The organism is Paludibacter sp. (assembly GCF_009712605.1).
In the GTDB taxonomy this organism is placed as follows: domain Bacteria; phylum Bacteroidota; class Bacteroidia; order Bacteroidales; family Paludibacteraceae; genus Microbacter.
Window position 1 is genome coordinate 398,931 of record NZ_WASO01000015.1, and the last position, 18,705, is coordinate 417,635.

Annotated in this window: 18 protein-coding genes; 3 read left to right on the forward strand and 15 right to left on the reverse strand. The window is 39.5% G+C overall.

Annotation, left to right across the window (positions count from 1 at the left end; all coding sequences use genetic code 11):
* Positions 1-11: 11 nt before the first annotated feature.
* From F8N35_RS14070 to F8N35_RS14080, 3 genes are all read left to right on the forward strand, one after another.
* Entirely contained in the window at positions 12-704 is a 693-nt protein-coding gene (locus F8N35_RS14070) for a hypothetical protein (RefSeq protein ID WP_293054328.1), read from the forward strand.
* On the forward strand, positions 691-1,248 hold the full coding sequence (locus F8N35_RS14075) for a helix-turn-helix transcriptional regulator (RefSeq protein ID WP_293054331.1): 558 nt from the start codon (positions 691-693) through the stop codon (positions 1,246-1,248). The genes F8N35_RS14070 and F8N35_RS14075 overlap by 14 nt, the downstream gene beginning before the upstream one ends.
* A gap of 669 nt (positions 1,249-1,917) precedes the next feature.
* Positions 1,918-2,283 (forward strand): hypothetical protein, encoded by a 366-nt coding sequence (locus tag F8N35_RS14080; RefSeq protein ID WP_293054334.1) that lies wholly within the window; start codon positions 1,918-1,920, stop codon positions 2,281-2,283.
* 112 nt (positions 2,284-2,395) lie between these two features.
* Here F8N35_RS14080 and F8N35_RS14085 read toward each other — a convergent pair whose 3' ends face one another.
* The 15 genes from F8N35_RS14085 to F8N35_RS14155 form a co-directional block, all read right to left on the reverse strand.
* Positions 2,396-3,517 (reverse strand): dipeptide epimerase, encoded by a 1,122-nt coding sequence (locus tag F8N35_RS14085; protein ID WP_293054337.1) that lies wholly within the window; start codon positions 3,515-3,517, stop codon positions 2,396-2,398.
* A 115-nt stretch (positions 3,518-3,632) separates the two neighbouring features.
* A complete protein-coding gene (gene ppdK, locus F8N35_RS14090) occupies positions 3,633-6,353 on the reverse strand; it encodes a pyruvate, phosphate dikinase (protein ID WP_293054340.1) in 2,721 nt (906 codons plus the stop codon).
* Between the two features lie 703 nt (positions 6,354-7,056).
* A complete protein-coding gene (locus F8N35_RS14095; RefSeq protein WP_293054343.1) occupies positions 7,057-7,944 on the reverse strand; it encodes an LD-carboxypeptidase in 888 nt (295 codons plus the stop codon).
* A gap of 39 nt (positions 7,945-7,983) precedes the next feature.
* Positions 7,984-9,201, reverse strand: coding sequence for a GTPase HflX (gene hflX, locus F8N35_RS14100; RefSeq protein ID WP_293054346.1), 1,218 nt, complete (start codon positions 9,199-9,201; stop codon positions 7,984-7,986).
* Positions 9,202-9,269: 68 nt separating this feature from the next.
* Entirely contained in the window at positions 9,270-10,034 is a 765-nt protein-coding gene (locus F8N35_RS14105; RefSeq protein WP_293054349.1) for an energy transducer TonB, read from the reverse strand.
* A gap of 23 nt (positions 10,035-10,057) precedes the next feature.
* Positions 10,058-10,684, reverse strand: a complete 627-nt coding sequence (locus tag F8N35_RS14110; protein ID WP_293054352.1) for a biopolymer transporter ExbD — start codon at positions 10,682-10,684, stop codon at positions 10,058-10,060.
* Between the two features lie 47 nt (positions 10,685-10,731).
* Complete coding sequence (locus F8N35_RS14115; protein ID WP_293054355.1) at positions 10,732-11,370, reverse strand: biopolymer transporter ExbD; 639 nt, start codon at positions 11,368-11,370, stop codon at positions 10,732-10,734.
* A 63-nt stretch (positions 11,371-11,433) separates the two neighbouring features.
* A complete protein-coding gene (locus F8N35_RS14120) occupies positions 11,434-12,201 on the reverse strand; it encodes a MotA/TolQ/ExbB proton channel family protein (protein ID WP_363928394.1) in 768 nt (255 codons plus the stop codon).
* Between the two features lie 272 nt (positions 12,202-12,473).
* A complete protein-coding gene (locus tag F8N35_RS14125) occupies positions 12,474-14,177 on the reverse strand; it encodes a tetratricopeptide repeat protein (RefSeq protein WP_293054361.1) in 1,704 nt (567 codons plus the stop codon).
* Positions 14,178-14,209: 32 nt separating this feature from the next.
* Positions 14,210-15,169: a substrate-binding domain-containing protein gene (locus F8N35_RS14130; RefSeq protein WP_293054364.1), complete on the reverse strand. Its 960-nt coding sequence runs from the start codon at positions 15,167-15,169 to the stop codon at positions 14,210-14,212.
* A gap of 45 nt (positions 15,170-15,214) precedes the next feature.
* A complete protein-coding gene (locus F8N35_RS14135; protein ID WP_293054367.1) occupies positions 15,215-15,454 on the reverse strand; it encodes a hypothetical protein in 240 nt (79 codons plus the stop codon).
* A 182-nt stretch (positions 15,455-15,636) separates the two neighbouring features.
* Positions 15,637-16,191, reverse strand: a complete 555-nt coding sequence (locus tag F8N35_RS14140) for a 2-oxoacid:acceptor oxidoreductase family protein (protein ID WP_293054370.1) — start codon at positions 16,189-16,191, stop codon at positions 15,637-15,639.
* Between the two features lie 65 nt (positions 16,192-16,256).
* The gene (locus tag F8N35_RS14145) at positions 16,257-17,018 is read right to left on the reverse strand and encodes a thiamine pyrophosphate-dependent enzyme (RefSeq protein WP_293054372.1); all 762 of its coding nucleotides are present in this window, start codon (positions 17,016-17,018) and stop codon (positions 16,257-16,259) included.
* A gap of 46 nt (positions 17,019-17,064) precedes the next feature.
* Positions 17,065-18,147, reverse strand: coding sequence for a 3-methyl-2-oxobutanoate dehydrogenase subunit VorB (locus F8N35_RS14150; protein ID WP_293054587.1), 1,083 nt, complete (start codon positions 18,145-18,147; stop codon positions 17,065-17,067).
* 3 nt (positions 18,148-18,150) lie between these two features.
* Positions 18,151-18,375, reverse strand: coding sequence for a 4Fe-4S binding protein (locus F8N35_RS14155; RefSeq protein ID WP_293054375.1), 225 nt, complete (start codon positions 18,373-18,375; stop codon positions 18,151-18,153).
* Positions 18,376-18,705 lie beyond the last annotated feature (330 nt).

The window sequence follows — 18,705 nt, forward strand, 5'->3', positions numbered from 1 at the left end:
AATGATTTGATATGTCAATGATTTTATCGGATATGAAGCTCAGCGAGGTAATCCTTCAGCATTATGTGTTGATGCCGGTTATTCGTCGTTTCAATATAAAACTGGGTTTTGGAGAAAAAACGATCAAGAGGGTGTGCGATGAATATAACCTGGATACCGACCTTTTTCTGGCGGTAATCAATTTGTATATTCAACAAACGTATGTGATGGAGCAACCCCTGACGGTTGAGCAGGTTACTGCAACTGTCGAATATCTCAAAAACACCAATAATCTCATCATGCAATCGCAGTTTCCTAATGTGGAACGACACTTGCATGCACTTATGTCCAATAGCTTTGAACACAACAAAACTATTGGGGTGATTAATAATTTCTTTCAGGAAATAAAAAGCGAGTTATTGGCTGGAATTGAATATGATAACAAGCAAAGGTTTCCTTATATCGAGCGTTTATGTAATGATGAGACGGAGGCATGGGCGCAAAAGCCAGCCGATTCTCCGGTGAAAGAGCCGGTGGATGAGAAGATATTCGATTTGCGTAGCATGTTGATGAAATACCTTACAGGAGAAGCAGATCAAAACCTTTGCTATGCTGTCTTCTTTGCCCTGTTTACTCTCGAAAACGATATCCGCCAGTACAACAAGATCTGCGAACGACTTCTCAATCCTGCGGTTAATAATCTCGAAATAAATGCTGAAAGATAGAAAAATAGCTGTTATTACAAGCCATTTTCTGGAAGGCAGGGGCTTGTGTTCGCTGCTGACTGAAAATTTTAGTGATATTGAGATTCGTCTTTTCTCCTCACCGGTGGAACTGTCAGATTCTGAAAGCAACAGCTATGATTTGTTTCTTGTGTCAGCCGACTTGTTTGTTATTCATTTTGAGTATCTATTGCCCAGAAAAAACAAAGTTGTGGTTTTTGGTAATGCTTTGTCTGATGAATTTCAACACTCTTCCTTGCCGTTTCTCAATATCAATACTTCCGAGGCTGACTTTGTAAAACAGGTTGATAATTTGCTTAATAAGTCAATTTCTTACGATAATAGCGATGGTTTGACTGTTCGTGAAACCGAAGTGTTGACGTTGGTCGCCAAAGGGCTGCTTAATAAAGAAATTGCTGATCAGTTGGGAATAAGTCTGCATACAGTGATTTCGCACCGAAAGAACATTGCTTCCAAACTGGGGATTAAGACAGTTTCAGGTTTTACGATGTATGCGGCCATGAATGGGCTTATTTCTTTAAGTTAATGCCTGATTTTAAATAGATATTTAGTTCAACCATTTACAAAATGTTATTTTCATAGAGATACGATCTGTCTGATTTTACTAATCAGAGCGTCGGTTTAAGCGGGACTTTCAAACAAAAGGAAGCCCGCTTGTTTTTTTATGTATGACGATTGGGGAATGATCGGACTAAGCGTTTGATGGCATGGAGATTCTTGCATTTTCACTCAATTTTTCCGATAAAGTGGTCAGAATGTTTGAAGATGGAACAAATATGGTGCAAAGTGAAATATCAAATGGATATTCAATAAGTTTAGATTGCATTAAAATGATATTAATATATTGTTAATAATGGAAATGTGTCAAAATGGGCCTCTGCTTGCTGTTTTTATAAGTGTATATGATACACTATACAAAAAAGAATGTAATACATTGATAATTAACAATATAAGTCAAAATTAAAAATACTAACGAAAAATAAAAAACAGTATATATAGTAAATAAAACAAAAAATATTTGGAAAACATGTTGTACAACATATAAATTTGCATTGTCAAAAAGAAACAAGTAGTTGATAGATTTCTAATACAAAGCTTACCTGAAAAACACTGGGTGAACTTTGTATTTTTTTTTAGATTGTAGTTTTATTTAGTTTTAGACAAAAAGATTGTGTAACTTTTAATTATTTAGGTTATGAAAAAGATGATGTTAGTTTTAGTAGTGTTCGTGGCAGGTGTAGTTTCAACTTATGCCATTAATCCGGTAGAAACAGGAGTATTTTATACCTTTAACAACGAACCGGTATTTAATCGTTTGATGAAGTATTTGAATGTGGATGACGAACAGGCAGATAACCTGAAGTATATCTTCGAAACAACTGCAAGTAAAATGCAAACAGCAGTCAAAAGCAACAACGATGCTGCTTATAGTAAAGCTGTAAATTTCAATCTTGCAAATGCCAAAAACATTCTTACTCATTCTCAGTACATCAAATATCTGTCAATGATTAATCTTACACTTACAAACAGATATCAGGAAATATCTCTTGGTGAAAAGTAAAAATTATGAATGGTGAAATGCACTGTCAAGGCCCGGCTTTGCCAGGGTTGATAATTGGAAATCTTATAAATGGGTATGCGAGTCTTTCGGATACCCATTTTTGTTTTTGATGCTAAATGCTTACTTTCTCTAACTTGGAAAGATAGGAACCCTCCATTCTTGCTCCAAGCCCGGGAGTCTCAGGTAAAGAGACTTTGCCGTTTTCTCCATAAACGATCCCTCCAGTCACAGGATCCTCAACAAACATCAGTGGTGTGTCGAAATCATAGTGAATAATTAAATCGCTTGTTAATGCGAGATGGGCAGAGGCGGTAAAGGCAAGTCGCGATTCCAGAAAGCCGCCGATTTGAATGTAGTTGTTGTTTTGCTTTGCGATTTCAATTATTTTCAATGCTTCAAAAATTCCTCCCGATTTTCCAAGCTTGATGTTGAAATAATCGCAGGCGTTTAGTTCGTTCAGTCGCTTTGCATCATAGCTGTTACAGCACGATTCGTCTGCCATTATAGGTATGGGGCTCATTTGTTTGATATGCGGTAATTCCATGAACTCTTCGCGAAGGATTGGCTCCTCACACAGTTGAATATTATATTGCTGCATGGCTTGCAATATTTCTACTACTTCATCGGTTTTCCATCCCTGATTGGCGTCTATCCGCATGGGTAATTCCATTCCAATGGCTTCCCTGATTAGCCGTATGCGTTCTATATCGGCCTCTTTTGACTCCCCCAGCTTGATCTTGATTACCGTAAAGCCTTGTTCTTTTATCTTAATCGCATCTTGCACCATCTTTTGTGGGTCGCCTATGCTAACGGTACAGTCGGTGTATATGCTTTTCGTTTGGGTTCCTCCAAGGAATTTGTAAAGTGGTAAGCCTGCATGTTGTGATGCAATATCGTATAAGGCAATATCAAATGCGCTTTTGATGCTGGAGTTAGCATAAATGGTTTTATTCAAGGTCGAGGTACATCCGGCAATGTCAAGAGCATTCTTTCCTTTCAAGGCCTTCGCAAGATATTGCCCTACGATAAATCCGGTTTCCATGCTTTCTCCATTGATTGTCATGAACGGACTGCATTCTCCGAAGCCGGAGATGCCTTTGTTGGTGTGAATTACTACGACCACATTTTGAGCATGTGTCAATGGTCCGAGTGATATTACAAACGGTTCTTTTAATTTTATAGGCGATTTGTAGATGTCAACACCACTTATAATCAACTCTTCGTTCTCTTTCATCGTCTTCTGAAATTATGTATGTATCAATAATGGGAAATACGCACTTGTTTAGTCTGTAAAAGTATAAAAAAAGGCCACCTCTTTATTTAGAGGTGGCCTTTGAATGTATTGGCGCTTATCGCACTGCGGCTTGCGCTGCGGCTATGCGGGCGATAGGTACACGGAAGGGTGAACAACTTACGTAGTTCATGCCAAGCGTGTGGCAGAATTCTACAGAAGAAGGTTCTCCGCCATGTTCTCCGCAAATACCCACTTTCAATTCGGGTTTCGTGGCACGTCCTCCGGCTACAGCCTGACGCATCAGGCCACCAACGCCTTCCTGGTCAAGAACTTCAAAAGGATCGTTTTTCAGAATGCCTAAATCCTGATAGATTTTCAGGAATTTGCCTGCATCGTCACGTGAATAACCGAATGTCATTTGAGTAAGGTCGTTGGTGCCGAAGGAGAAGAATTCGGCAACTTCAGCAATTTTGCCTGCTGTAACCGCTGCGCGGGGAACTTCAATCATTGTACCAATCTTATATGCAATGCGTTTGCCTCTTTCAGTAAACACTTTTTCAGCTGTTTCGTTGATGATTTGAGCCTGAAGCTTCAGCTCTTCAATCACACCAACCAAAGGCACCATAATTTCAGGATGAACGTCAATGCCTTTCTCCTGTACATTCAATGCGGCTTCGATAATGGCACGAGCTTGCATTTCCGTAATTTCAGGGTATGTGTTTCCTAAGCGGCATCCACGGTGTCCGAGCATTGGGTTAAATTCTTCCAGTGAGTTGCAGGCAGCTACAACTTCGTCGAGAGTTAAGCCCATTTCTGTAGCAAGTTCTTTTTGAGTAGCCAGTTGGTGAGGTACAAATTCATGAAGAGGAGGATCGAGCAAACGAATTGTGACACCAAAGCCGTCCATTGCTTCAAAAATACCTTCAAAGTCACCTCTTTGCATTGGCAACAGCTTTTTAAGGGCTTCGCGACGTCCGGCTTCATCTTTTGAAAGAATCATTTCGCGCATTGCTTTAATGCGGTCTCCTTCGAAGAACATGTGCTCTGTGCGGCATAATCCGATACCCTTTGCACCAAACCCACGAGCAACTCTTGCGTCGTTAGGGGTGTCGGCATTAGTGCGAACATCCATTTTGGTGTATTTGTCGGCCAACGTCATGATTTCAGCAAAGTCGCCACTAACTTCGGCATCTTTTGTATTTACTTTACCATCGTAAACGTCACCTGTAGAACCATTCAACGAAATCCAGTCACCTTCTTTGTAGGTTGTACCGCGCATTGTAATTGTGCGGGCTTTGTAATCTATCTTTATTTCTCCTGCTCCGGAAACACAGCATTTACCCATACCTCTAGCAACAACAGCAGCGTGAGAAGTCATACCGCCACGGGCAGTAAGGATGCCCTGAGCTACGTGCATACCACGAAGGTCTTCGGGAGATGTTTCAATACGGACGAGGATAACTTTTTCGCGTTTTTCGGCCCATGCTTCAGCATCATCAGCAAAGAAAACGATACGGCCGGTAGCTGCGCCCGGAGATGCAGGTAAACCTTTTGCCATGACTTTAGCCGATTTTATAGCTTTCGGGTCAAAAATCGGGTGCAAGAGTTCATCCAGTTTTTGAGGTTCAATTCGCAAGAGGGCTGTCTTTTCGTCAATCATTCCCTCTTTTAACATCTCATTGGCAATGCGAACCATAGCAGCGCCGGTACGTTTACCGTTTCGGGTTTGGAGTAACCACAGTTTACCGTCCTGAATTGTAAATTCGATATCCTGCATATCAGCACTATGGTTTTCCAGTTTTTGCTGAATTTCATTTAGTTCTGCATATGCTTCCGGCATAGCTTCTTCAAGAGAAGGATATTGTTCTTTGCGAACATCTTCACTGATGTTTTGCAGAGCAGCCCAGCGGCGTGAACCTTCTATGGTGATTTGTTGGGGTGTGCGGATACCGGCTACCACGTCTTCTCCCTGAGCGTTGATAAGGTATTCACCGTTAAAAATATCTTCTCCGGTGGATGCGTCACGGGTGAACGCAACACCAGTAGCTGAGTTATTGCCCATGTTGCCGAATACCATCGCTTGAACATTTACGGCAGTTCCCCATTCTGCAGGAATTTTATTCAGTTTGCGGTAGAGAATTGCGCGTTCGTTCATCCAACTGTCAAATACAGCCATAACAGCTCCCCAGAGTTGTTCCCATGGGTCGGTAGGGAAGTCTTTACCGGTATTTTCTTTTACGGCAGCTTTGAATTTAACCACCAGTTCGCGGAGATCTTCAGTTGTGAGATCAGTGTCGTTTACTATGCCTTTGTCGTGTTTTGCTTTGTGGATGATTACTTCAAATGGATCTTCATCTTCTTTGCTTACGGGTTTCATTCCTAAAACAACATCACCATACATTTGAACAAAGCGACGGTAAGAGTCCCATGCAAAACGGGGATTACCGCTTTTAGCAGCTAAAGTTTCCACAGCAGCATCATTCAACCCGAGATTGAGGATCGTGTCCATCATACCCGGCATGGATGCGCGTGCGCCTGAACGTACTGAAACGAGTAAAGGATTGGTATTATCTCCGAACTTCGGGCCGGCAACGGCGTCTTCAACTTGTTTCATTGCGGCTTCTACTTCCGGTTTGATGAGTTGAACAACGGCATCTTGCCCGATTCTATAATATTCATTACACATTTCGGTAGTAATGGTAAAACCCGGAGGTACCGGAATTCCGATTAGATTCATTTCAGCCAGATTTGCACCTTTGCCTCCAAGCAAATCTCTCATCTTTCCGTCTCCTTCGGCGGTTTTGTTACCGAAAGAATAAACATTTTTTGTACTCATAATAACGTGTTTGTGATAATTAGAAAGTATTGGTTAAGATTAAAAAGTCACACAGGTCGTAATGCTGAACCATAATATTTCGGATTATACATTTTTTGTATATCCTTTCCATTATTATGGTATTAATATCTGAAGATAATATTGTTGTATGAAAAAAGCAATTTTTGCCAAATTTTGAAACCTTTCCTACAACTTACTTATCTACAGCTTTCAACAAAATCATTGTTTCAAAAGTAGCAAATTGTTTGGATAAACGCTGATTCTTTATTCTTTATTAATGTTAAAATTATCATGACCTAATAGGATGCTTATATATGCTTAAATAGCGGTAAAACAGCATCATAAATTGGGTTACCACTTTACGTAATCTGAACAACGATGAAAATGTAAGTTATGTTAACAGATTTCAGTCTTTATACTTTATGAAGGTTTGGAGAGATGATGTTGAACAAAGAAATTTAGCTTGAATTTAGAAGCACGAAAAGCCCATGTTTTGGAAAGAACTAATAAAAATGAAATAGCTTTCAATAACTGCACGGAATTTAAATAGAGCGCCAGAGGTGAGCTTCATGAATTTCACAACTTCGATTTCATGAAGTTTGACCCTAAATTGTCTCCCATAAAAAAAGAGACCTGAGGATAAGTTCAGGTCTCTTTGAGTAATATATGGATCAGAAGATCTCTCCGTTCTGAAATAGGAACTTTAGAAGTTCAATTTAGCTCCATCATTTGTGACGTTCATTGTAGTTTGAACGCCAAAGGGTATTGAATAATTATCGTCAATATGACCCGCCTGAAATCCAAACAGGGTAGGGTAGTTGTACTCGGAGACAGCATCAGCTATTAGCTCGTAAACTGTAGTTTTCATATCTTCGTCTTCATCGTATTCATTAAATTGACCGACAATGAGACCGGAAATTTGTTCCAGAATACCTCCAATTTTAAGATTCCATATATACCTGTCGATTTGATATGGCTTTTCTCCTATGTCCTCAATGAATAAAATTTTATCTTCCGGATCAATATCAAAATGAGTTCCTCTCATGCCGCACATCACCGCCAGATTCCCTCCAATTATTTTGCCCTGACACTTCCCGGTTCTGTTTAGCGGATGTGGCATAATGTCAGTATATTCCGAAAGTTCACCAAAAAGCAGTTGTTTCAAACGATCGGCTGCCTCTCCGTTAGCGCTAATGTCTTTTGCCATAATGCCATGAAGCGAAGAAATATCGTAAGCCGCAATAGCAAGGTGGAGTATCGTGATGTCGCTAAATCCAATTAACCATTTGGGATAAAGTTCGAAATGAGAAAAATCGACATCGTCAATTATCTGTACAAGGCCATACCCACCCCGGCTGCAAAGCACTGCTTTAATGTCTTTTTGGTCAAAAGCCCATTGTAGGTCATCCAATCTTTCAGAAGGGGTACCTGCGTATCGCCCATATTGATTTTTAGCATTTTTGCCTATCAAAGGAGTCAATCCCCAGGATTCAAGAATGCTGGCAGCATTGTCAATCAGTGTCGGATCAATATTTCCGGATGGCGATATAATGGCGATTTTGTCACCATATTGTAGGTATGGAGGTTTCATGGTTACATGTTTTTTACAGTTTGAGGCGAAAGTTCATCTTTAATCAAAATCCTCTTCTGTATAATTTTGATATAAAAAGTCGTTGTATGGAAAGCGGGTAATATGAATTTCTTTGACCTTGCCATAGAAAAGTGATCTCAAAGCGTCGATGTTTGTTCTGTTTTTGGCCGATATAAAAATACAATTGTCGTGCATTTTTGCCATCCACGTTTGCTCTAGTTCTGCAAGACTTATATTCTCTTTTGTGAGAGGTGTCAGGTCATCTTCTGCTTTAGGAGTATAAGTAAATGCATCAGTTTTATTAAAGACAACAATGGTAGGCTTTTCTTCTTTATTGATGTCAATAAGCGTTTTGTTCACAATTTCATACTGTTCTTCAAAGTTCGGATGCGAAATGTCGACTACATGTACGAGCAAATCAGCTTCACGGACTTCGTCTAACGTAGACTTGAATGATTCAACCAGATGATGGGGGAGTTTTCTGATAAAGCCTACAGTATCTGTCAATAGAAAGGGCAAATTATCAATGATGACTTTTCTTACTGTGGTGTCAAGAGTCGCAAATAATTTGTTTTCTGCAAAAACATCCGATTTGCTCAATAAGTTCATCAAGGTTGATTTTCCAACGTTGGTATAACCGACTAAAGCCACCCTCACCATTTTGCCTCTGTTTTTTCGTTGCGAAGCTTTTTGCTTATCAATAGCTTTAAGTTCTTCCTTGAGTAAGGAAATCTTTGTGAGAATGATACGTCTGTCGGTTTCAATTTGGGCTTCACCCGGACCGCGCATACCGATACCTCCTCTTTGACGTTCAAGATGAGTCCACATTCTGGTCAGACGTGGTAACAAGTATTGGTATTGGGCAAGCTCCACCTGTGTCTTGGCATGAGCCGTTTGGGCTCTCTTGGCAAAAATGTCTAGAATCAGATTGGTTCTGTCTAATACTTTTATTTGGAGAGCGTCTTCAATGTTTTTAAGTTGTGCCGGAGTCAGTTCATCATCGAAGACAATCATTCCGATTTCTTCATTGTCGATGATGTAATTTTTAATTTCCTCCAGTTTCCCTTGTCCTACAAATGTTTTAGGATGGGGATAATCCAAGCGCTGGAAGAATTTTTTTACAGGAATAGCGCCTGCTGTTTCGGCAAGAAAAGCAAGTTCAGACAAATATTCTTTTGCCTGTTGTTCATTTTGTTCTCTGGTGATTAAGCCCACGAGAACTGTTTGTTCTGAATAAATTTCGGTTTGTTCAATCATATATTATTCAAGTAAAAAAACCGTTTGACATTGTGCCAAACGGTTTTTTCTAATATCAAGTGTAAAGACTACTGCAACTTAAAGTTTACAGGAAGTGTATATTTTACACGAACGGGTTGGTTACGTTGTTTTCCAGGTGTCCATCTGGGCATGCTTTGGATTACACGTACAGCTTCTTTATCGAGGCTTGGGTCAACACCACGTACAACTTGTACATCGACGATAGAACCGTCTTTATTAACCACAAACTGACAAATAACGCGTCCTTGAATACCGTTTTCCTGAGCAACTACCGGGTATTTGATGTTTTTAGCCAAGTAGCTTGCAACATCGCCATCCGGGAATGCCGGCATTTCTTCTACAATAGTAAATACTTCTTCCGGAGCTTGTTTTACTTCAACTACCGGTTCTACTTTCGGAGCTTCTACCACAGGAGGAGGTCCGCCTGTTTCTACCATGATCACCTGTTTACCAAAGTCTTTAGTAACCTGAGTTGTGTCAGTAGTAACTTTAGGAGCCACAAACTTCACCTGCTCAACTATCTTCTCTGCGGGAGGAGGAGGAGGAGGAGGAGGAGGAGCATCCTTTTGTTTGGTAATTTCAACCGAAGTTTCAACCTGTACTTTTTTTCCTATGTTTTCCTTATCAAGGAAACTTTTTATCAAAGGGTAAGCAATTACAGCTCCCAGAAGGAATAGTCCGATGGCCAACGAAATAAGTACATATTTCTTGTACTTTTTCCGGAGCTGATAAGAACCGTATTCTTTGTTACGATTCTTGAAGACCATTTCTTCAAGTGATTCTATATACTGTTTTTCATTAGTCATAGCCATTTTCTTTCAGTATTAATTCACAACTATCTGGGTTGTGCTTTAAGCAATGCCTTTTCAGCACTACTCAAATCAACAATCGCATAGCTAGCTATGTTTGTAATTGCCATTTCATCTACAATAGAGACGATATCTTTGTACTTAGCGGAATCATCTGCTTTTATCAAAATGATAGGACCAACATTATCATCTTTTTTCAGACTTTTAATGTGTTCCTCTGCAGCAGCATCCGATACGTGAATTTTACCTTTAACCCGGCTGTCGTTGTATTCTGTAATTTTGGTAAATAGATCTTTGTTTTTCAACAAAAGAACTTTTCTGATACCATCTTTACTGAAATTAGATTTTACAAATTGAGGCTGGGGTTTTCCCGGTTCAATCGCACCCACATAATAATATACACGATCGCTGTCAGTTAAAAGAATGTTCAACGTACGTCTAGCATCAATTTTAGGCGGTACCGTTTTATCATCCTTCTCAGGCATCGTAATAGTCATTATTTTGGGCTTACTGAACGCGGCGGTAAGAATAAAGAACGTCAACAAAAGACACATCAAGTCCACCATCGGTGTCATATCGATCCGGCCAGGATGTTTTTTGGGGCGTTTCTTTGCACCTTTCTGCGCTTTTTCTTCTGTAACTACTTCACCCATAATTTTTTATGTTATATCTGTTAGATAAATCTTTTTCTCAGTTAATCCTATTGTTTAGGAATATCTTTAATTCCGACTTCTTGTTTGTCGTACGTGGTCACGAAATTAAACTTGTTAATTCCGTTCTTTTGAATCAAGTCCAACACTTTCTTAACAACAGGATAGGGTGCATTTCCATCAGCTTTGATCGCAACTTGAGCCTGTGAATTGACAAAGCGAGCTTTGTTCAACCACCATGCAAATTGGTTGTCAATAGAGTCTGTTGGAATACCAACCTGAAATTTATCAGATTCTTTCGAATCTTCAGTGTTAAGCCATTGTTTCAAATAAGCCATAGGCATACCGAAAGAACTTTTTCTTGAGAATTGTGTAATTTCTTTCGGTGTAAAACTAATTTTATACTGATCACCCATGGCTTTTAATAATTCCGCACGAAAATGTTTGGAAGTATCCTTCCCGTTGTCGAAATTGAAATAGATTTTTTTATCCGTAGAAATGAAAATAGTCATAATATCATTATCCGGAGCAACTTTCTCCGATACTGAATTAGGTATTGTCAATTTTGCCGGATCAACAGGACGAAACGTAGCAGTCAAAATAAAGAAAGTAAGCAGCAGCGAAAATAAGTCCACCATAGGCGTCATGTCTATGTGTGGTGATCTCGCAATTGATTTTATTTTTGGCATGGAATTATTATTTAATTGTTCTTCTAATTAATTTTTTAATAAGTCCGCCTGCTTATTCCCTCTTTATTTTGTGGAAGCTGCAAACGATTGTACTAAGCTAAAACCTGCTTCGTCAATTTTATATGTGAAGTTGTCAATACGGGTTGAGAAGTAGTTGTACAAAATGATTGCCAACAAAGAACCACCGATACCGAATGCTGTGTTAATAAGAGCTTCAGAGATACCAGTTGACAAAGCAACAGCATCAGGAGCACCAGCAGTTGCCAAAGCAGCAAAAGCACGGATCATACCTAATACAGTACCCATAAGACCGGTTAACACGGAGATAGAAGCGATAGTAGAAATAATTACAACGTTGCGAGAAAGAATAGGTAATTCAAGAGCTGTAGCTTCTTCGAATTCTTTTTGCAGAGCCAAAATTTTCTGATCTTTCGTCAGAGTAGATTCTGTTTGCAGTGCACGGTAACGAAGAAGACCAGCTTTCAATACGTTAGCCAATGAACCTTTTTGTTTGTCACAGCGAACGAGTGCTTCTTCGATTTTGTCGTTTTTCAAATCTTCCTGAACATTTTTTACAAATACATTCAAACGACCTTTACCGGCAGCCTGACCTAAAGAAATAAAACGTTCGATTGTAAAGATGATCAATACTAAGTTGATGGTCATCAACAGAGGTACGATAAATCCCCCTTTGTAGATAATAGCTAAGTAGTTGCCGGGTAAACCTTTTCCTTCAGGGTTGCCACCTTCAAAGTTAATGGGGTTACCCATGATGAAATGGTAAACTAATGCGCACACCACAAAAGCAACTAGAATGGCGACGATAGTCATGGTGGATCTTAGTGCATCCCCCAATTTCTGTTCTTTTTTTTGATTTGTCTTGCTCATTGTAAAAAAAATTTAATGGTTTGAGTTGATAATTTGTTTTCTTACGAATGCAAAGGTAAAAAAATATTTATTATCCCAATGCACGTAAATTTGTTTTTGTAGTTGGAAAATTACTTTTTTTATTTTTTTTGAAGGTCAGTCCAAAGAGTGTCTAAGATTCTTTTAATTAGTGATATTTCTAAATAAAAGAATCTTAGATTTGATGTTAAATAGAATTATTTTTTGACTGCAGGACGATTCATGGTTTTCTCAATCACGTCATTGATCTTTTTCGCATTAGAGTCGTTAGGATCGATTTCTAATACTTTATTCCCGTATTCAATAGCTTTACGACCGATTTCGTGAGATTTCGTTGAGTTGAACTGTAGAAAATAATAATAATTCAGGTATGAATAAGCTTCTTTTCTTTCTGCTTTATATTTATCGGCTTCTGCCTGAGTTTTTTCAATCAACGTTTGATATGCATTTAATGCAGCTCCGGTTTTACTATCCGGGTCAGTCTGTGAAAGTGATCTTGCCTTCCAGAGGTAGCTTCCATAAAATGTCGGAACTTTTTCAATCAGCAAAGTAAATGTGCTATCTGCTTTCAAGAATTGTTGTGTTGTATAATAGGCTTTACCTAAGTAATAATAATCCTGAACAGTTTTGAAAGGAGTCGCAAGTTTCTTTTGGTAAGCTTCAATAGCTTTGCTGTAAGCATTACATGTGGTGAAAGAAGCTGCGGCTTCTGAAAGATAATCAACGCGAACAGTGTCCAGAGAATAAGCTTTCATGAGATATGTGCCGGCAATTGAATCTTGTTTCAATTTTGCAAATGAGCGACCCAGATAAGCATAATCAGAAGGACGTACGCTTTCTTCCGGTGCTTTTTTGAAAAATGTTTCAAGAGCGTCTTTTGCTTCTGAATATTTGCCGATTTCATAGTTAGAATATGCAAGAGCACGATAAAGGTCGGTATTTGCTGCATTAGATGAAATTGCATTTTGTGCTTGTTTAGCCACTTCTGCAAAGTCTTTCAGCTCAAACAAAGTGTTGATGTACTGCATTTGAGCATCTGTGTTCCCAGACGACAATTCAAGGAATTTCTGGAAGTTTTGTTTTGCATCATTCGAATTACCTAATTGTGCGTTAAGGAAGCCGAGTTCTTTATATGCAGGTGCATAAGATGCATCCAATTGAACTACTTGTTTGTAAGCCGTCAAACCGTCAGGATAATTTTTTGAACGAACCCACAGGCGGCCGATACGTAATTGGGCAGCCGGCGACTTCGGATTGATTTTTGACGCCATATTGTAGTTGCGGATTGCATTTGATCCGTCATTTAACAGGTAAATATACGCATCACCTTCAACAAGATAAATGTTGAAATCTTTGGGATTTAATTTTTCAGCCTGACGTAAAGCCGAGAAGATCATAGCGGTGTCGTTTGTCATGCTGATGACATAAGCTTCTGCAATTTTAATATAAGCAGTTGCCTGATCTTCTTTCGCCATTTTAACTTTGTTTTGTTTGCTAGGTAATAAAGCTTTAGCCTGATTTATATACTCTTGAGCCTTAGCTGTGTTTTTAAGGAAGAGAGCAGACTCTGCCAATCCGATGAAGTTTAATGGATTTGCAGCTTCTACACTTGTTCCTTTTTCAAACATTTTGGAAGCATCTGTAGTTGCTTTTTTGATATTTACAGCCAAAGTATCAGCCAAATATTTACGGATGTAATAATCGCCGTAATAAAAATAATTGGTGCCATTCTGAGGTTGTTGCCCAAGGAGCGATTGATAGGCTTTGTTTGCATTCTCAAATTGTTCACTTTGCGTAAAACGGATTGCATCTTGTAAGGTTTGAGCTTTTGTGATGCTCACGCCGGCTACCCACAAGGCTACGCAAATAAATAGTCCGATTGTTTTTGTTTTTGATGACATAGATGTTCAAATTGAATATTAGTAGCTTATGTTTATTTCTTTAATTCGATAACTCTTATTGGAGCCGAAGCAGGAACCATTCCGGAACGAAGGATGACAGTCTGACCTTTTTCGCCGGCAATAAAGGATGCTAACCCAATGCCTAATCCGTTGTAAGTTTGTCTGTTGATGAAATATACATCTCTGACAAACGGATATGACTGGTCTAGTATATATGCTTGGAATGGTTTGTAATAAGTGTCAGCATCCGTGCTTCCTTCGAATGCGGTAATGCCTGCAACCTGAGTTCTTTGTAAAAAGTTGTGAGAAATAGAGTCCTGAGGATCGCTGATCCAGTTAACACTTATAATTCCAATGGTTCCTTTGTCTTTTTCGACTGCATTAATTACCTGATTGTTGGATGTGGATGCTGAAAATGTTGAAGGAAATTCTTTAATATTGAATTTTTCCATGAAATAGCGCACATTGGCAGACCCGTTTTTGTCGAACACCATTTTAATGTTACCAAGTCCAGATCTTGGATCTATCTGATTCCAGCTTTTGATTTTTCCAAGGAAAATATCTCTTATCTGATCATATAGAAATTTATTCGTCTTATTGTTTTTGTTTACAATAAAAGCGACTGCATCATGAGCTATTAATGTTGTTGTGGGCACTATTAAATTGGCACGTAAATCGTCAATCTGTTTCTTAGATAACTGTTTCCCAATGACCATCGTTTGTATAGAGTCTTTTAGAAAAAGGTTTACAATATTGGTTTCAGCATCATATATGGTGTCGAAGGAAGCATTCTTATAAAAATTAGTGAATAAGTCAAACTGAGCTTCCATCATGAGTTTGTATGAATCATCGATACCAACCTTGATTTTTCCGGATGTGGGAGTGTCTAAGCTCTTATTTGTATTGCGTTGGCCGCACGATAACAGAACAATGCCACAAAGTGCAGTGGAAAATAAGACAATAATAAACGGGCGGATTGTATTGCGCTTCATGATAAGATGATTTTAGTTTAGTGAGAGATAATATAAAATAGTATTTTACTCTTCTCCTTCTTGAGCAGATTCCTTTCTGTCTCTTTTGGTCACCATGCGAGCCAGTCGGTAGCCTCCATATAATAGTAAAATGACTCCAATGATTATTCGAAGTTCACTTTGCAATCCTCCAAGATAAAATTGATGATTAAAAATAATATACTGAGGATTAATAAGAAGCAATAACCCCAGAATGAAATACATGAGGATTACAGCAAAAGAAATGTACTTTCCAAACTTCTGCATTTGTTCTTTTTACTTAGGTTTTGGTTTTACCGTAGGGTTAATTTCAAACTGAAAGCTAAAATCACTATAAATTTATTGATCCTCTTCAAAGGAGCAACAATAAGACAAAAGTAGTATTTTTTTTAGTGATTGTAATAGTTTTTGTTTTATTTCTGCTTTTTTTTGAAAATAGAAACACTTGGTTATGCTATAACATGCACGGGAACAAGTATTTCCATGCCCTTGCGTAGCGCTTTTTCGTTTTGAGGTAAAAGGTGATGATGGCGTTCGGGTAATGATTTCTTTAACCCTAACAGAACATCTTCAATTTTTACAATCGGACGAACTTTGAGAAATCCGCCAAGAATGAACATGTTAAATGTCTTTGCCATATTCAGGGCGATGGATTGTTCAAGAGCATCAATGCGATAGATGTTGATATCTGTGCGTTTAGGAGGGCGCACGAAACCATGACCATCATATATCAATGTTCCACCAGGTTTAATGCGGCTTTCGAATTTATCCAACGATGGCTGGTTCAGGATAATAGCAGTATCAAATTCGTACAAAATAGGAGAACTGATCCGCTCGTCACTCAAAATAACAGTGACATTTGCAGTTCCACCTCGCTGTTCGGGACCGTATGATGGCATCCACGATACTTCTTTTCCTTGCATAAGACCTGAGTAGGCGAGAATTTTGCCCATAGATAGGACTCCTTGTCCTCCAAAGCCGGCTATAATTATTTCTTCTTTCATCTGTATTGCAGTTTGTAATCAAAAGACCAGAAACCCTTTGAAATGAGTCTCTGGTCAAGATTTTCTTATCTGTCTTTAATATCTCCTAACGGATAGGCGGGAAACATATTTTCTACCATCCATTTATTTGCCTGGTGAGGAGTCATTTTCCATCCGGAATTACATGTTGATACAACTTCCACGATGGATGTCCCTTTGCTGGCCATAGAATTTTCAAGCGCTTTGCGAATCGCTTTTTTTGCTCTTACAGTAGATGCTGCGGTGTGAACGGCTTGACGGGTTACGTAGCAAGTGCCATCTAAAAGAGCAAGCATTTCACTGATTTTTAATGGATAACCTTCCATAGAAACATCGCGTCCATTAGGACATGTAGCGGTCTTCATTCCTTCCAAAGTGGTAGGTGCCATCTGTCCGCCAGTCATACCATAAATTCCATTGTTTATGAAAAAGATGGCAATGTTCTCTCCACGATTGCAGGCATGTATTGTTTCTGCAGTTCCGATAGCGGCAAGGTCTCCGTCGCCCTGATAAGTGAAAACGCAATTTTCAGGGTTAAGGCGTTTGGCTGCTGTTGCTAACGCTGGAGCACGTCCGTGAGCAGCTTCCTGCCAGTCAATATCGATATAGTTGTAAGCAAATACAGCACAGCCAACAGGTGCTATACCTACGGTTTTATCAGCAATGTTCATCTCTTCAATCACCTCGGCGATGAGTTTATGAACGACGCCGTGACTACAACCCGGGCAATAGTGCATCGGAGTTTCTGTCAGTAAAGGAGTTTTGCCGTATACTTGATTCTCGGGTTTAATAATTTCTTCTAAAGTCATAGTAGTAAAATTTACTGGGTGAAAAAAGCTTTCTGCCAAACTGATTTTATTTAATCAATTTGGATTTCAAGGCCTTTACTACTTCATCGGGAGTCGGGGTCATACCGCCCTGACGACCGTAAAATTCTACAGGGGTAACACCGTTTACGGCCAGTCGAACATCTTCAACCATTTGTCCTGCGTTGAGCTCTACCGAAAGAATTCCTTTTACCTGTTTTGCGAATTTAGCAATTGCTTCGGTAGGGAACGGATAGAGTGTTATTGGTCTTAATAAACCAGCTTTGATGCCTTCCGATCTCAATATTTCTATCGTTTTCTGGCAAATACGTGCACACGATCCGAAAGCTGTGATCAGGTATTCAGCGTCGTCGCAGAAATATTCTTCAAAACGAACTTCATTTTGTTCAACCTGATTGTATTTTTCCTGCAAGCGGTTGTTGATTTTTTCCATTTCCTCAGAACGGAGTTCCAGTGAGGTAATGACGTTTTGTTGTTTGCGTCCATGTTTGCCTGTTGTTGCCCAAGGGCATTTTTCTCTTACCTGTTCATCGGTAAGTCTGGGTTGATAGGGCGGCAATTGTACTTTTTCCATCATTTGGCCGATAATACCATCTGAAAGCACCATTACCGGATTGCGGTATTTGAATGCCAGATCAAATGCAAGGACAGTGTGATCAGCCATTTCCTGAACGGAAGCAGGAGCCAGAGTGATCAGCTTGTAGTCACCATGTCCACCACCTTTTACAGTCTGAAAATAATCGGCCTGACTTGGTTGGATAGTGCCTAAGCCGGGTCCTCCGCGCGTAACATTCACGACCACGCAAGGCAATTCGGCGCCGGCAATATAGGATAAACCTTCCTGCATCAGGCTGATACCGGGGCTTGAAGATGAAGTCATTACTTTTTTGCCGCAACCAGCTCCTCCATAAACCATATTGATGGATGCGGTTTCGCTTTCAGCCTGCAAAACTACCATTCCGGTTGTTTTCCACGGCTCTAACGCCATCAGGGTTTCCAGTATTTCTGACTGGGGAGTTATAGGGTACCCGAAATAACCATCGCATCCGCAGCGAATAGCAGCTTCAGCAACAGCTTCGTTACCTTTCATCAATTTAATTTCTTCCATGATTAATCAGTTTTTTACTCTGTAAACCGTAATACAGGCATCAGGACATACATAAGCGCATGAAGCGCATCCGGTGCAAGCTTCTGCCGTTTCCATATAAGCATAATGGTAACCTTTGGAGTTGGCATCTATGTTCATATTCAACACTTTGGACGGGCAAGCCTCTTTGCATAGCTGGCAACCTTTACATCGTTCGGTGTCGATTACAACAGCTCCTCTGTTTTTAGCCATATTTACAAATGTTGGGGTTTGATTGGTTTGTTATGTGAAAGTGTAAATGCCGGGTTGCTCAAGAATTTCTTCCGAACGAAGGGAGTTGTTCCCGTATTTTAGCATTTTTTTGAATTGGCAACATTCATATTGCCTCCGCTTGCACATAAAAATAGTTTCGGGGCGCAAATATACCACATGTTTTGCACTAACCGTACTAAGGAAGGGTTAAAAAGGTTGAATTTGGAGTGTGGAAATTGTGAATCTGCAGAAGAAGGGAGTAGGTTGTTACAGTGCGTTTTGCTAATTATCCTTCTGCATGGATTGATTTGAGGCTTTGCTTGAAAAATA